We start from the raw sequence: 346 nt of genomic DNA on the forward strand, positions 1-346 counted from the left end.
TTTCGTGTTCGCGGTGCGCGGCATCTCGCAGATGTTCATCACCGGGCCCGACGTCGTCCAGGCCGTCACCGGCGAGCGGATCACCCAGGACGACCTCGGCGGCGCGGACGTCCACGGCTCGGCCTCGGGCGTCGCCCACTTCGTCTACGACGACGTACGCACCTGCCTGGCGGAGGTGCGTTACCTGCTGACCATGCTGCCCGCCAACAACCGCGAACTGCCGCCCGCCGCGGCCGCTCAGGACCCGGCCGACCGCTCCGGCGAGGCGCTGCTGGAGATCGTGCCGGCCGATCCGAACCGTTCGTACGACATCCGCGACGTGATCGAGGAACTCGTCGACGAGGGC

The 346-nt window shown here is 70.2% G+C and carries 1 protein-coding gene; it reads left to right on the forward strand.

The window, feature by feature from the left end; all coding sequences use genetic code 11:
* The coding region (locus tag K7G61_RS36160) for a carboxyl transferase domain-containing protein (protein ID WP_308190826.1) at nucleotides 1-346 on the forward strand (346 nt) is incomplete at both ends.

The organism is Streptomyces sp. HPF1205 (assembly GCF_020400825.1).
Taxonomy (GTDB): domain Bacteria; phylum Actinomycetota; class Actinomycetes; order Streptomycetales; family Streptomycetaceae; genus Actinacidiphila.